The 12651-nt window shown below is 70.1% G+C and carries 12 protein-coding genes and 1 tRNA gene; 8 read left to right on the forward strand and 5 right to left on the reverse strand.

What is annotated here, in order from left to right; genetic code table 11:
- Positions 1–98: 98 nt before the first annotated feature.
- The 3 genes from MQN93_RS09550 to MQN93_RS09560 all read left to right on the forward strand — a co-directional run bounded on the left by MQN93_RS09550 (position 99) and on the right by MQN93_RS09560 (position 2720).
- Positions 99–674 carry a TerD family protein gene (locus MQN93_RS09550; RefSeq protein WP_016435504.1) on the forward strand — a complete coding sequence of 192 codons (576 nt, stop codon included), beginning with the start codon at positions 99–101 and terminating at the stop codon, positions 672–674.
- 48 nt (positions 675–722) lie between these two features.
- A complete protein-coding gene (locus MQN93_RS09555) occupies positions 723–1868 on the forward strand; it encodes a DUF475 domain-containing protein (RefSeq protein ID WP_242709105.1) in 1146 nt (381 codons plus the stop codon).
- Positions 1869–1982: 114 nt separating this feature from the next.
- Positions 1983–2720, forward strand: coding sequence for a TerD family protein (locus tag MQN93_RS09560; protein WP_016435506.1), 738 nt, complete (start codon positions 1983–1985; stop codon positions 2718–2720).
- Between the two features lie 15 nt (positions 2721–2735).
- Here MQN93_RS09560 and MQN93_RS09565 read toward each other — a convergent pair whose 3' ends face one another.
- Entirely contained in the window at positions 2736–3545 is an 810-nt protein-coding gene (locus tag MQN93_RS09565) for a TerD family protein (protein ID WP_242709106.1), read from the reverse strand.
- A 208-nt stretch (positions 3546–3753) separates the two neighbouring features.
- On the opposite strand from MQN93_RS09565, the gene MQN93_RS09570 reads away from it, so the two are divergent.
- The 3 genes from MQN93_RS09570 to MQN93_RS09580 are packed head-to-tail and all read left to right on the forward strand — an operon-like array spanning position 3754 to position 8281.
- Positions 3754–4920 (forward strand): HpcH/HpaI aldolase/citrate lyase family protein, encoded by a 1167-nt coding sequence (locus tag MQN93_RS09570; protein WP_016435508.1) that lies wholly within the window; start codon positions 3754–3756, stop codon positions 4918–4920.
- A 20-nt stretch (positions 4921–4940) separates the two neighbouring features.
- Entirely contained in the window at positions 4941–7403 is a 2463-nt protein-coding gene (locus tag MQN93_RS09575; protein ID WP_242709400.1) for a phosphoribosyltransferase, read from the forward strand.
- Positions 7403–8281, forward strand: coding sequence for an HAD family hydrolase (locus MQN93_RS09580; protein ID WP_242709107.1), 879 nt, complete (start codon positions 7403–7405; stop codon positions 8279–8281). The genes MQN93_RS09575 and MQN93_RS09580 overlap by 1 nt, the downstream gene beginning before the upstream one ends.
- On the opposite strand, the gene MQN93_RS09585 is transcribed toward MQN93_RS09580, so the two are convergent.
- Positions 8278–8493, reverse strand: a complete 216-nt coding sequence (locus MQN93_RS09585; protein ID WP_037782505.1) for an FmdB family zinc ribbon protein — start codon at positions 8491–8493, stop codon at positions 8278–8280. The genes MQN93_RS09580 and MQN93_RS09585 overlap by 4 nt on opposite strands.
- Positions 8494–8592: 99 nt before the next feature.
- Here MQN93_RS09585 and MQN93_RS09590 point away from each other — a divergent pair, with 99 nt between their 5' ends.
- Complete coding sequence (locus tag MQN93_RS09590; RefSeq protein ID WP_242709108.1) at positions 8593–9741, forward strand: amidase domain-containing protein; 1149 nt, start codon at positions 8593–8595, stop codon at positions 9739–9741.
- 22 nt (positions 9742–9763) lie between these two features.
- On the opposite strand, the gene MQN93_RS09595 is transcribed toward MQN93_RS09590, so the two are convergent.
- The gene (locus MQN93_RS09595; protein ID WP_242709109.1) at positions 9764–11137 is read right to left on the reverse strand and encodes a hypothetical protein; all 1374 of its coding nucleotides are present in this window, start codon (positions 11135–11137) and stop codon (positions 9764–9766) included.
- Positions 11138–11218: 81 nt separating this feature from the next.
- Positions 11219–11992 carry a DUF4097 family beta strand repeat-containing protein gene (locus MQN93_RS09600; RefSeq protein ID WP_016435513.1) on the reverse strand — a complete coding sequence of 258 codons (774 nt, stop codon included), beginning with the start codon at positions 11990–11992 and terminating at the stop codon, positions 11219–11221.
- Positions 11993–12189: 197 nt separating this feature from the next.
- On the opposite strand from MQN93_RS09600, the gene MQN93_RS09605 reads away from it, so the two are divergent.
- Positions 12190–12261: transfer RNA gene (locus MQN93_RS09605), tRNA-Val, on the forward strand.
- Between the two features lie 46 nt (positions 12262–12307).
- Here the strand turns inward: MQN93_RS09605 and MQN93_RS09610 are convergent.
- Positions 12308–12634 (reverse strand): DUF8825 domain-containing protein, encoded by a 327-nt coding sequence (locus MQN93_RS09610; RefSeq protein ID WP_242709110.1) that lies wholly within the window; start codon positions 12632–12634, stop codon positions 12308–12310.
- Between the last annotated feature and the right edge of the window lie 17 nt (positions 12635–12651).

A 12651-nucleotide genomic window follows, 5' to 3' on the forward strand; every position in this document is an offset into this window, starting at 1 on the left:
GTCCGGCGCCGCACGGTTTGCGTGCGGCGCCCGGGGGTGCCCCCTCTGGGGGAGTGCAGGACAACCAAAGAAGCACCATCTCGGGGAGGACCAGCATCATGGGCGTCACGCTCGCCAAGGGGGGCAATGTCTCCCTCTCCAAGGCCGCACCCAACCTCACGCAAGTGATGGTCGGGCTCGGCTGGGACGCGCGCTCCACCACCGGAGCCCCGTTCGACCTCGATGCCAGCGCCCTGCTGTGCACCGGCGGGCGGGTGATGGGTGACGAGTGGTTCGTCTTCTACAACCAGCTCAAGAGCCCGGACGGCTCGGTCGAGCACACCGGCGACAACCTCACCGGCGAGGGCGAGGGCGACGACGAGTCGATCCTGGTGGACCTCGTCAAGGTGCCCGCCCAGTGCGACAAGATCGTCTTTCCCGTCTCCATCCACATGGCCGACGAGCGCGGTCAGACCTTCGGCCAGGTCAGCAATGCCTTCATCCGCGTCGTCAACCAGGCCGACGGCCAGGAGCTCGCGCGCTACGACCTCTCCGAGGACGCCTCCACCGAGACGGCGATGATCTTCGGTGAGCTCTACCGCTACCAGGGCGAGTGGAAGTTCCGTGCGGTAGGTCAGGGGTACGCGTCCGGACTGCGGGGCATCGCTCTAGACTTCGGAGTCAACGTTTCGTAAAGCCGAGTACGGCGCGGGGGAGACCCGTACCTACGGATTGGGTAGCCAGTGCTTCTGAAAACCTTCGGCTGGTCGTTCGCGATTACCGCGCTCGGCCTGGTCGCGGCGGTCTTCTACGGGGGGTGGGAGGCCTTCGGCATCGTGGCTATCCTCGCCGTCCTGGAGATCTCCCTGTCGTTCGACAACGCGGTGGTCAACGCCGGGATCCTGAAGAAGATGAATGCCTTCTGGCAGAAGATCTTCCTCACGGTCGGTGTCCTCATCGCCGTCTTCGGCATGCGGCTGGTGTTCCCGGTCGTCATCGTCGCCATCACGGCCAAGATGGGCCCCATCGAGGCCGTCGACCTCGCCCTCAACAACAAGGACCGCTACCAGGAACTGGTCACCGACGCCCACCCGGCGATCGCGGCCTTCGGTGGCATGTTCCTGCTGATGATCTTCCTCGACTTCATCTTCGAGGACCGGGACATCCAGTGGCTGCGCTGGATCGAGCGGCCGCTGGCCAAGCTCGGCAAGGTCGACATGCTGTCGGTCTGCATCGCCCTGATCGTCCTGCTGATCACCTCCTTCACCTTCGCCACCCACGCCCACCAGCACGGCGGCGGCCATGTGGACAAGGCGCAGACGGTGCTGATCGCCGGCATCGCGGGTCTGATCACGTACATGGTGGTCGGCGGTCTGTCGGGCTACTTCGAGGACCGTCTCGAGGCCGAGGAGGAACGCGAGCACGAGGAGGAGGAAGAGGCCGAACGCACCGGCAAGAAGAAGCCGGCGGTCCTGCTGGCCGGGCAGGCGGCGTTCTTCATGTTCCTCTACCTCGAGGTCCTGGACGCGTCCTTCTCCTTCGACGGCGTGATCGGCGCGTTCGCCATCACCAACGACATCGTGATGATGGCGCTGGGCCTCGGCATCGGCGCGATGTACGTCCGATCGCTCACGGTCTACCTGGTCCGCCAGGGCACCCTGGACGACTACGTCTACCTGGAGCACGGCGCGCACTACGCGATCGGCGCACTGGCCGTGATCCTCATGGTCACCATCCAGTACGAGATCAACGAGGTCATCACCGGCCTCGTCGGCGTCATCCTGATCGCCTGGTCCTTCTGGTCCTCCGTGCGCCGCAACCGCGCCCTCGCGGCGGCCGAGGGCAACGAGGGCTCGGACGAGAAGACCGAGGTCTCGTCCGGGGTGTGACGCACCCGCGGACGCGGGAACGCTCTGTGCGGGGCGGCCGGGCCTCCGGCCGCCCCGCCGGTTGTGCGAGGGCAGTCCGGGTTCTGCGGGACCCGGGTGATTCTGGGGGCGGAAATGGGCTTCTTGGACGGACTGTGGGGCGGGCGCGAGACCGACTTCGACTCGGGCAACGCGGCCACCAACGCCATCGAGCTGACCAAACGGCACCACCAGGTCTCACTCACCAAGCAGGGCGCGGCCACGGGCCATCTCCGGGTCAACCTGAGCTGGCGGATGCGCACCTCCGACATCGGCGGCTCCCCGCGCGAGTCCCTGTTCCGCCACCCCTTCAAGGCGCTCAAGCCCGCCGAGATCATGGGGCACGGCCAGAGCATGGTCAACGTCGACCTCGACCTGGGCTGCCTCTATGAGCTCCAGGACGGCACGAAGGGGGTCGTACAGCCGCTCGGCGGCTACTTCGGCGACGTGAACGCGGCGCCGTACGTCAAGCTCAGCGGCGACGACCGGTTCGGATCGGCGTCCGGCGAGACGATGTACGTCAACCTCGACCACCGCGAGCAGATAAAACGGCTCCTGGTCTTCGTGTACATTTACGACCAGACGCCCGCCTTCGACCGTACGCACGCGATCGTCACGCTCTACCCGAGCAACGGCCCGCGCATCGAGATCCACCTCGACGAACGCCACCCGCAGGCCCGCTCCTGCGCCGTCGTGATGATCGAGAACGTCAAGGGCGAGCTGGTCGTACGCCGCGAGGTGAAGTTCGTCTACGGCTTCCAGGCCGAGCTGGACCGGCTGTACGGCTGGGGGCTGCAGTGGGGCCGGGGATACAAGTCCAAGGTGGACCGCTGAACGCGCGGGGACGCGCTAGCGGCCGATGAACTGCGGCCCCTGCGGCGGCAGGCGGAAGTCCGGGTCCGGTACGGCCGTCACCGGCGGCGGGTAGCCGTAGCCGGAGGGGGCGCCGGCCGCCGCGGGCTGCGGATAGCCGTAGGCGGGCTGGGTGGCGGGTGGCTGCTGGGGATAGCCGTAGGCGGGCTGGACGGGGACCGCCGTGGGCTGCTCGGGCGGAAGAGGCTGGGAGAACTCGGGCGCGAGGGCCGGGGCCGTCTGCGGGGCCGGCTCGGCGGGCATCTCCGACTCGTCCACCGAGATGCCGAACTCGGTGGCCAGCCCCTTCAGGCCGTTCGAATAGCCCTCGCCCAGGGCGCGGAACTTCCACATCCCGTCCCGGCGGTAGAGCTCACCGCAGATCAGGGCGGTCTCCTGGCCCGTCTCCGGCTTGATGTCGAAGTGCAGCAGCGGCTCGTCGCCGCCTGCCGCGTCGTACAGCAGGATGCGCAGCGCCTGGACACGGTCGAAGGTGACGTCGTCCGCCGAAGCGACCAGAAGAATACGGCTGACATCCGCCTCGACTCCGGCCAGATCTGTCTGGATCGTGTCGGTGAGACCGTCGGTGACCCGCTTCTTTCCGAGCCACCGCGCCTTCCCGGACGGATGCCGGGGCTGGTTGTAGAAGACGAAGTCCTCGTCGGAGCGCACACGACCGTCGGGGCCGAGGAGCAGCGCCGAGGCGTCGACGTCCGGGACCCCCTGCCCGGGTGTCCAGCGCAGCACGGCACGCACCGTGGTGGCCTCGAGCGGGACGTTCGACCCCTTCAGCATCGCGTGCGTCATGCGGTCATCCTGCCCTCTCGGTCCTGGTCACGACAACGCGGGGTGGGAGTACCGCGGCCGTGGAAACGGTGTGCCGAATCGCCGTCGACATGGCCGAGTTACCAGAAATTCATGCCCGGCGGGAACCCCCGACATGGGTCTCTACGTACTATTACCGGCCACCTATTTACCGAATCCACAGCCTTACCTTGCGCCACGGGGGAGTCCAATGCGTCATTTCGGGCATCTTGCCCCTGAGGTGCGTCAGCGCCTCTTCCATCAGGAGCCGTGCGAGTTCAGCACGGACTCCCCGGCCCGGCTGCTCGCCGCGGCCCTGGGCGCCACCCTCTACAGCCCCGCCACCCGGCCCCAGCTCGCCGACGACATCGTCAAGCAGGCCGAGCGCGGTGTGGTCTCCATGGTGCTGTGCCTGGAGGACTCGATCGACGACGCGGACGTCGCGGCAGGCGAGGAGAACCTCGTCCGCCAGTTCACCGCGCTGCACAAGCGCCGCGGGGCCGACCTCCCGCTGCTGTTCATCCGCGTCCGCACGCCCGAGCAGATCCCCGACCTCGTCGAGCGGCTCGGCCCGTCCGTCCGTCTGCTCTCGGGATTCGTCCTCCCCAAGTTCACCGCGGAGCGCGGCATCCCCTTCCTGGAGGCCCTGGCGAGCGCCGAGGCCGCGAGCGGGCAGCGGCTGTTCGCCATGCCGGTGCTGGAGTCGCCCGAGCTCCTCTACCGCGAGACGCGGGTGGAGAGCCTGGAGGGCATCGCCCGCGTCGTCGACAAGTACCGCGACCGCGTGCTCGCCCTGCGCCTCGGAGTGACCGACTTCTGCTCCACCTACGGCCTGCGCCGGGCCCCCGACATGACGGCCTACGACGTCCATGTCGTCGCCTCCGTGATCTCCGACGTGGTGAATCTGCTCGGGCGCGTCGACGGCACCGGGTTCACCGTGACCGGGCCCGTGTGGGAGTACTTCCGGGTGCCGGAGCGCATGTTCAAGCCGATGCTGCGCACCAGCCCCTTCCTCGAGGGGCAGGCCGTCGAGCTGCGCGAGAAACTGATCGAGCACGCCATGGACGGGCTGCTGCGGGAGATCTCCCTGGACCAGGCCAACGGCCTGCTGGGCAAGACCTGCATCCACCCCTCCCACGTACTGCCCGTGCACGCACTGTCCGTGGTCAGTCACGAAGAGTTCCGGGACGCCTCGGACATCCTGCGGCCGGAAAGCGGCGGCGGGGGTGTGCTCAGATCGGCGTACACGAACAAGATGAACGAGGTGAAGCCGCACCGCGCCTGGGCGGAGCGGACCCTGCTGCGCGCCGAGGCCTTCGGCGTCGCACGCGAGGACGTCAGCTTCGTGGACCTGCTCGCCGCCGGCGTCACCGGCTGAGCCTCACTATCTAGGGACGCATCATCAACGCAGTGAACAACGGGGTCTGGTCCGGCAGCTGGGTCGCAGAGCGGCTCGGCGTCGAACTCGTGGGCGACGACAAGCTGACCGACCTGCTCGGGCTGGCGCTGCGGCGCAACCCCAAGCGGGCCCATCTGCTGGTCTCCCACGTGCTCGGCAAGCACGTACCGCAGTCACCGGCCGTCGTCTACGGATACGGCTACGCCCTCGGCCGCCGCGTGCGGGACCTGCTCGGCGAGGAGGCCGCGGACGCGGTCGTGCTCGGGTACGCGGAGACGGCCACGGGACTCGGCCACTCGGTCGCCGACGGAATCGGACTCGCGCCCTATCTGCACTCCACCCGCCGCCCGGTCGCAGGGGTGACGCCCGCCGGCGGCTTCGAGGAATCCCACTCCCACGCGACGTCCCATCTGCTGCTGCCGGAGGATGCCGCGCTGCTGGCCGGGGACGGGCCGCTGGTGCTGGTCGACGACGAGTTCTCCACCGGAAACACAGTGCTGAACACCGTCCGGGACCTGCACACCCGCTACCCGCGCCGACGATACGTGGTGGTCGCCCTCGTCGACATGCGCTCACCCGCCGACGCGGGTCGCCTCGCGGACTTCGCGGAGGAGATCGGTGCGCGGGTCGACCTCGTCGCCGCCGCCTCGGGGACGGTGCGATTGCCCGAGAGGGTCCTGGAAAAGGGGCGGGAGCTGGTGGCGCGGTACGAGGCTGCGAGTACCCCCGGTTCTTCAGGGGCGCGGGGAACTGCGCGACCAGCCACGAACCACCCGCACCCGGCAATCAAGCGCATCGACCTCCTGTGGCCCCGCAACCTCCCCGACGGCGGCCGTCACGGCTTCACCCCGGCCCACCGAACACAACTCGAAGCCGCCCTCCCCGCCATGGCAGCCCGCCTCGCAGAGGCACTCCCGACCGACGCCGGCCGCGTACTGACACTTGGCTTCGAGGAGTTGATGTACGCCCCCCTCCGACTCGCCCGAGAGCTGGAGCAGGTCATCGACGCCGAGGTCCGCTACTCGACGACCACACGCTCACCGGTCCTCGCCGTCGACGACCCCGGCTACGCGATACGCAGCCGCATCGTGTTCCCCGCCCACGACAACCCGGCCGACGGCCCCGGCGAGCGGTACGCGTACAACGTCGCGGGCGCCGGCTTCGACGCCGTGATAGCCGTGGTCGACTCGACCGCGGACACCCCCGAACTGCACGCGCCCGACGGCCTGTTGGCCAAGCTGGCGGAGCACACCCCGCACGCCGTCCTCGCGGTCGTGCCCTCGTACGTCCCCGAAAGGCCCGCCATGCTGCCCGAGCCCCTCCGCGGCCCCGCCTTCTCCTCGTACGCCCCCGAGGAGGTCGGCTGGCTGCTGCAGGACCTCTCGGACGTCACACTGGAGGCGCCGACGGAGGAGCGCGAGGAGGCCATCCAGAGCGGCGGCGCGCACTACGCCGAGTCGCTGCCCGTCGAGTACCAGCCGAGCGAGCAGTACCAGGAGCTGTACCACGCGGCCCTGAAGACGGCCTCCACCCGGATCGCGCAGGCGGTCGGCGCCGTCACCGAGATCGTGCTCGCCGAGCGCTCGCCCCGCCCCGTCCTGGTGTCGCTGGCCCGCGCGGGCACCCCCGTCGGCGTCCTGATGCGCCGCTGGGCGCAGTTCCGGCACGGGATCGACCTGCCGCACTACGCCGTCTCCATCGTGCGCGGCCGCGGCATCGACGCCAACGCCCTGCGCTGGCTGGCCGCCCACCACGACCCGGCCGACGTCGTGTTCGTCGACGGCTGGACCGGCAAGGGCGCCATCACCCGTGAACTGGCCGCCGCGATCGAGGAGTTCGAGGCCTCCGACGGCATCACCGGCTTCGACCCGGAGATCGCGGTGCTGGCCGACCCGGGCTCCTGCGTGCGGACGTACGGCACCCGCGAGGACTTCCTCATCCCCTCCGCGTGCCTCAACTCCACGGTCTCGGGCCTGATATCGCGCACCGTGCTGCGCGCGGACCTGGTCGGCCCGTACGACTTCCACGGCGCCAAGTTCTACCGCGAACTCGCCGGCGCCGACGTCTCGGTGGACTTCCTCGACGCCGTCGCCGCCCGCTTCCCGGACGTCGCCGACGCCGTCGACGCGCAGGCCAAAGAGCTGCTGTCCGGCGACCGCGAGCCGACCTGGGAAGGGTGGGCGGCCGTCGAGCGCATCAGCGAGGAATACGGCATCCACGACGTGAACCTCGTCAAGCCCGGCGTCGGCGAGACCACACGGGTGCTGCTGCGCCGGGTGCCCTGGAAGATACTCGCGCGGGCCGACGCGGGCGCCGACCTCGACCACGTACGCCTGCTGGCCGGGCAGCGCGGCGTCCCCGTCGAGGAGGTCGGCGAACTGCCGTACACCTGCGTCGGGTTGATCCACCCGCGCTACACCCGCGGCGCGACCGGCGCCGACGGCAGGGCGGTGAACGTCTGATGCCGGTGCTGGTGGCGAGCGACCTCGACCGTACGCTCATCTACTCCGCGGCCGCCCTCGCGCTGACCATGCCCGACGCCCGGGCGCCCCGGCTGCTGTGTGTCGAGGTGCACGAGAGCAGACCACTGTCCTTCATGACCGAGACCGCGGCCGGGCTGCTGACCGAACTCGGCGACGCGGCCGTGTTCGTGCCGACGACGACCCGGACCCGTACGCAATATCAGCGCATCAACCTGCCGGGCCCGCCGCCGAAGTACGCGATCTGCGCCAACGGCGGCCATCTGATGGTGGACGGCGTCTCCGACCTGGACTGGCACACGCAGGTGACGGCGCGTCTCGCCGAGCAGTGCGCGCCGCTGGACGAGGTGCGGGACCATCTGCTCGCGACGGCGGATCCGGCCTGGGTGCGCAAGCACCGGGTCGCCGAGGACCTCTTCGCCTACCTCGTCGTCGAACGCGAACTGCTGCCCGAGGACTGGGTGAAGGAGCTCGCGGTGTGGGCGGAGAACCGCGGCTGGACGGTCTCGCTGCAGGGCCGCAAGATCTACGCCGTCCCCAAGCCGCTCACCAAGAGCGCGGCCATGAGGGAGGTCGCCCACCGCACCGGCGCCGACCTGACCCTGGCCGCGGGCGACTCCCTCCTGGACGCCGACCTCCTCCTCGCCGCCGACCGAGGCTGGCGCCCCGGCCACGGCGAACTGGCGGACGACGACTGGACGGCCCCGGCCATCACGGCCCTACCCGAACGAGGGGTGCTGGCAGGAGAACAAATCCTCCGGGAACTTTTGAAGGAGGCGCGTATTCAAGCCCCTCAGGGGCGCGGGGAACTGCGCGACCAGCCACAACCCACCCGCACCCGACAACGCACCCGCCCCTAGCCGCAGCACCCCCCACCACAACAACCGCCCCCGCCCCCGCCCTGCGGAGCCGCGGGGGCGGACGACGTCCCGCCAACAGCCACCGTCGACAGCAGCTTCACCGTGTCCGCATGCCCCGCAGGGCACTCGGCCGGGTCGGAGGACTGAGCCATCGGCCGGCTGACTTCAAACGTGTCGCCGCAGCTCCGGCAGCGGTACTCATATCGAGGCATGCGCTCAGATTAACGGCCCCTCCGGCGCGGCGACCGGCACCGGGAGCACAGGGCGGTCTACACAAGGCCGATGAACCCCGCCGCTGCAAGGAGCCCCCAGTGAGACGCACCGCCCTGGCCGCCCTGTCCCTCTCCACCGCGCTGCTCCCGCTGTCCACCGCGAACTCGGCCCCCGCCAAGGGAACCCCCACCCCCGAAGTGACCGCAGCCACCGTCAACGCCTTCGCCCGCGCAGCGAACACCCTGTTCACCGACCGCACGACAGCCCTCGTAGAAGATTCCCCGCCCGGCCGCACGGCATCGAAGACGACCGGCGCACCCGGCGCAGTACGGCTCGCGGCCGCCGCGGCGAAGACCGAGGCCGCCGCCCTGGCATCCCTGCACGACACCCGCACCCGGCTGGCCGAGACCGGCGAGGCCTACACCGGCTCCGACACCGAGGTCACCGTCGACAGCGTCCAGGTGCGAGGGCGTACCGCCACCGCCCAGGTCACCGAGGACTCCACACTGACGTACGCGAAGATCCGCGGCGACGAGCCCGACACCACGGCCTTCGTCGCCCACCACGAACTCATCTTCGCCGCCGCCCCGGACGGCACCTGGCAGCTCACCGGTGAACGCCTCACCGACCAGGGCCCCCGCCCCCTCAACGCGCCCGTCCAGATGGCCGCCCCGGCCGTCCCGGCCACGGCCCGCCCGAGCGACGTCATCGACGCCCCCAGAGCCGCGATCACCTACCCGGCCCCCACACGCGCCAAGAACCTCGGCACGGGCGCCAGGTACAAGTACGCGGCGATGGCGACGTACTCCGAGAAGCACTGGAAGTACTACAACTCCGCCTACCGCCAGTACGGCGGCGACGGCGGGGACTGCACCAACTTCCTCAGCCAGGCCCTCTACGCCGGAGGGTGGAAGCAGGTCACCAAAGCCGGCTCGGAGTACGGGACTTGGTACTCCAAGGCGTCGGGCGAGTCCCTCACCTGGATCGGTGTGAACGAGTGGTCCTGGTTCACCCAGACCGCCCGTCGGACGACACCACTGGCGAACGCCTACCAGATGGAGATCGGTGACGTGCTGCAGCTGGACTTCGACAAGAACGGGTCCAAGGAGCACTCGATGCTGACCACCTACCGCAGCGCGAGCGGCGTCCCGTATCTGACCTACCACAGCGCCGACACCTACCGGCGATCGCTGACCAGCCTGATCGCCGCGAACCCGAAGGCGGCCTACTACGCCTACCGCAGCTGAACAGGCCTATGGAGGTGTGGGCTCAGTGCCCGCCCCCGCGCTCCTCCCGGATCTGCGCGACCACCCGCCCCACGCTCTGCCGTACCGCGTCGGTCTCCGTCAGGAAGTGCCAGTAGTCGGGATGACGGCCCTCCAGCGAGCCGATCGCCCGCTCCAGACGGGCCACCGCCTCGTCCAGCGGACGTGCGTGCCGCGGGTCGGGGGTGGTCCGGCCCGTCATCGCCAGCCGCTGCCCGTCCCGGATCGCGAAACGCGTGCGGTCGATCTCCTGCTGCGGATCCTTCTGCACCGCGTTCAGCCGCTGCAGCCGGTCGCGGGCCGCCGACACGGACTCGTCGGTCGTGTTCAGCAGCGCCCGCACCGTCGACAGCAGCGCGGTCGCGTCCGGCCAGCGCTGGTCGTCCCGCGCGGCCTGGGCCTCCTTCAGCTTCTGCTCGGCCAGCCGTACGTTCTCCCCGGCCTGGTCCGGCACATGCTGCAGATCCTGCCAGCACGCGGCGACGAACCGCCGCCGCAGCTCGCTCAGCACCGGCTCCACCTGCCCGGCGCGCGTCGTCAGCGCCTGCGCGCGGGTGCGCAGCGAGACGAGCCGGTGGTCGATCTCGGCGGCCCGCTCCGGCAGCCGCTCCGCCTCCGCGCGGACCGCCGCCGCCTCCCGTGCCACGCGCTCGGCCCGCTCCACGGTCTGCGGCACCCCGTGCTGGCCCGCGCCCTGGTTGAGCTTCGTCAGCTCCGGCGCGAGGGCGGCGAGCCGGGCGGCGAGATCGTCCGCCTTGAGCCCCGTCTCCCGTACGGCATCCAGGGCGTTCGACGCGGCCAGCAGCCCCTGCCGCGCCCGCTCGACCGCCGGAGCCAGCCGGGCGAGCTGGGTCTCCGCCTTGCCCAGGAGCGGCCCGAGCCCCTCACCGAAACGATCCAGCTCCCGCTTGACGTCCGTGAGCTCGTCCTTGGCCCGGGCGAGTTGCGTGCGCGCCTGGGCCGCGACCGAGGCCTCCAGGTCGTCCCGGTCGAGGTCATGGGCGTCGACGGCGTCGATGTAGCGATGGCTCGCCTCGTCGATACGGCGGCCCAGCGCCTCGAAGTCGGACACCGCGCGCCGGGCGGCCGGGGTGTCGTCGACCGCCATGATCGTCTCTATCGAGATCCGCAGATCGCGCTGCGCGGTGTCCAGCTCGTAGAACGCCGCCGCCGCGGCGTCCTTCGCCGCCTGCGCCTGGGCCCGCTGGTTCTCCGACCGGCCGCCGAACCAGCGCCGGGTGCCACCGCCGGCGAACGCTGCGGCCAGCACCGGCGCGGCGAGCAGCGGCAGGGCGAGCAGAGCGAGGGTGTCCCTGACCGCCGGGCGGTGTGCGTACGGCACCGACGGCCGGTACGGCTGCGAAGGTGTCGCCGTCACATCCCTCTCCCGTGCTGTCATCCGTCCTGGCCGGTGCCTCGTTTCATTCTCCCACCGGTTAGGGACGAACACACGGGCCGGTCAGTTCGCCGTCTTGAGCGTGACTTTGCCGTCGCCGGACCGGGCGGACACCACATGCTTGCTGGAGTCGGAGCGTGGCACGGACACATCCACCGATCCGTCACCCGTCTTCGTGGTCACGCGGTACGTGGACTTCGGCAGCGCGATCGTGACGGACCCGTCGTGGCTGCGGGAGTCCACCAGGTCGGGCACGGCGCCGAGTTCGAGATGCACGGAGCCGTCGCCGGTCTCGGCGCGCACCGTCCGCGACGAGACCTCGGCGTGCACCGAGCCGTCACCCGTGCGCAGGGTGAGCGGCCCGCTGGAGTCCGTGACATGCACGGACCCGTCGCCGGTACGGATGTTCAACGCGTCCTCGAACCCACGCGCCCGCACGCTCCCGTCCCCGTCCTCGACCTTCACGGTGACCCCGCGCGGCACCTCGACACGGTGCTTGGCCGAACAGTCGGCGACGACACCGGAACACTTCACGCGCAGGGTGAGCCGGTCGCCCTTCATGGACCAGGACACCTTCGGGTCCTTCCCGAACGCGACCGTCCCCTGGAACCACCGGGTGACCTCGACCTTCCCCGGCGCATTGCCGTCCGCCGCGACGACCTCCAACGCCGAGTCGTCCGAATCGACCACGAGAGTGCGCCCCTCCAACGCGAACGCCCGATGATCAGGATCCTTGTCGTCCCCCGCGGAAGCCCCGCAAGCGGTCGCCGCCCCGACAAGAACCACCACGCCCCCGACGGCCAGTGCGGTGCGAGCGATGACGGTGCTACGGACCATGGTGATCTCCCCCTGGGACACGAACGCGAACTCTTCGGACGGCGCTGGCTGTGCTGACCTCTAGAACGTACGGAGCGAAGGGCCGCAGCGGGATCCGGGCCGCTCCCGGATCCGGGGTGGGGTAAACCCCCGGGCCGACCCCTGATACGGGATTGCGGGAGGGCGCCCCGGGCAATGTAGGCTGTCGACCTGTTCCCGGGTGCGTAGCTCAGTGGTAGAGCGCCTGCCTTACAAGCAGGATGTCGGCGGTTCGAAACCGTCCGCGCCCACGTTGTGAAGAGGACCCCGGCCGATTGCGGCCGGGGTCCTCTTGCGTCAGGCGCCCTGGGCGTGCTTCAGGCTTGTGCGGGCCTCGACGCGGTCGGGGGCTGTGATTTCTGCCCAGAAGCGGTGGGTGGTGATGAAGACGGCGAGTTCGTGTTCGCGTCGGCGGAGCTTTTCCACCTCGGCCTGTTCGTCTTCCGTCCAGCCCGGGGAGGCGGGGCGCTCCACCTTGCGCCAGCCGTTGTCGTCGCTGAAGCCGTCCAGCGGTTCCACCGACCAGGGGAGCCGCTTGAGCAGGGCCGACAGTTCGGCCCGGACCTGATGCAGCTCCTCCTGACCGGCCAGGAGGTCACTCGGAAAGTCATAGCTCGCTGCCACGCGGCAATGCTACGCCT

Origin of the sequence: Streptomyces spinosisporus (assembly GCF_022698145.1) — a bacterium.
Taxonomy (GTDB): Bacteria; Actinomycetota; Actinomycetes; order Streptomycetales; family Streptomycetaceae; genus Streptomyces; species Streptomyces spinosisporus.

What these genes read in the sequence shown, in the direction of transcription:
- MQN93_RS09550 (WP_016435504.1), top strand. Translation starts at nt 99, where the DNA reads ATGGGCGTCACGCTCGCCAAGGGGGGCAATGTCTCCCTCTCCAAGGCC.
- MQN93_RS09560 (WP_016435506.1), top strand. Translation starts at nt 1,983, where the DNA reads ATGGGCTTCTTGGACGGACTGTGGGGCGGGCGCGAGACCGACTTCGAC.
- MQN93_RS09565 (WP_242709106.1), bottom strand. Translation starts at nt 3,545, where the DNA reads ATGACGCACGCGATGCTGAAGGGGTCGAACGTCCCGCTCGAGGCCACC.
- MQN93_RS09570 (WP_016435508.1), top strand. Translation starts at nt 3,754, where the DNA reads ATGCGTCATTTCGGGCATCTTGCCCCTGAGGTGCGTCAGCGCCTCTTC.
- MQN93_RS09580 (WP_242709107.1), top strand. Translation starts at nt 7,403, where the DNA reads ATGCCGGTGCTGGTGGCGAGCGACCTCGACCGTACGCTCATCTACTCC.
- MQN93_RS09585 (WP_037782505.1), bottom strand. Translation starts at nt 8,493, where the DNA reads ATGCCTCGATATGAGTACCGCTGCCGGAGCTGCGGCGACACGTTTGAA.
- MQN93_RS09600 (WP_016435513.1), bottom strand. Translation starts at nt 11,992, where the DNA reads ATGGTCCGTAGCACCGTCATCGCTCGCACCGCACTGGCCGTCGGGGGC.